Annotated in this window: 1 pseudogene; it reads right to left on the minus strand. The window is 47.5% G+C overall.

The features are described from left to right. A pseudogene (locus R7Q46_RS30285) lies at positions 1 to 518 on the minus strand (sensor histidine kinase); the annotation flags it as partial.

Consider the following 518-nt stretch of genomic DNA (forward strand, 5'->3'; position numbering starts at 1 on the left):
TTGTAAAAATTGCTGCTGGATGTGTTTTGCCATCAATTGATACGAACGAGCAATCGGCACTAGCTCCGGCACTTGATGTGCAAAATCGGGTTGTAGGCGAAAGTCGTGTTCGGCTTGTTTTTGCAGTTGATCGGTCACACGTTCAATCGGGTTTAACAAGCTGCGCTTAACCAAGAAATATGAGCCAAAAGCGAAACCTAAAATCGAAATAAGCACTAAACCCGCAAGCGCCAAGTACGGCGAATCCACTTGAGCATTGGCAATGGCCGTATGACGAGAACTCCCGATCACCACGTACAAATAACCAATGGTTGAACCAAGCTCCTCTATCGCTGCGACAGAAAAGACTTTGTGTTCATCACGATTACGCGGGTCATCGCCTAGAATCGGGAAAGGTTCTCCACTGAGAAACTGACGAATAGGAGCCAGATTCACCGCGCCCATCAATTCCGTCCCTTCTGGCGCAGCGTGCGTAGTAATGTTGCCTTGGCTATCAAGAAAATAGATTTCGAAATCCG

This window comes from Vibrio sp. 811 (genome assembly GCF_033339195.1).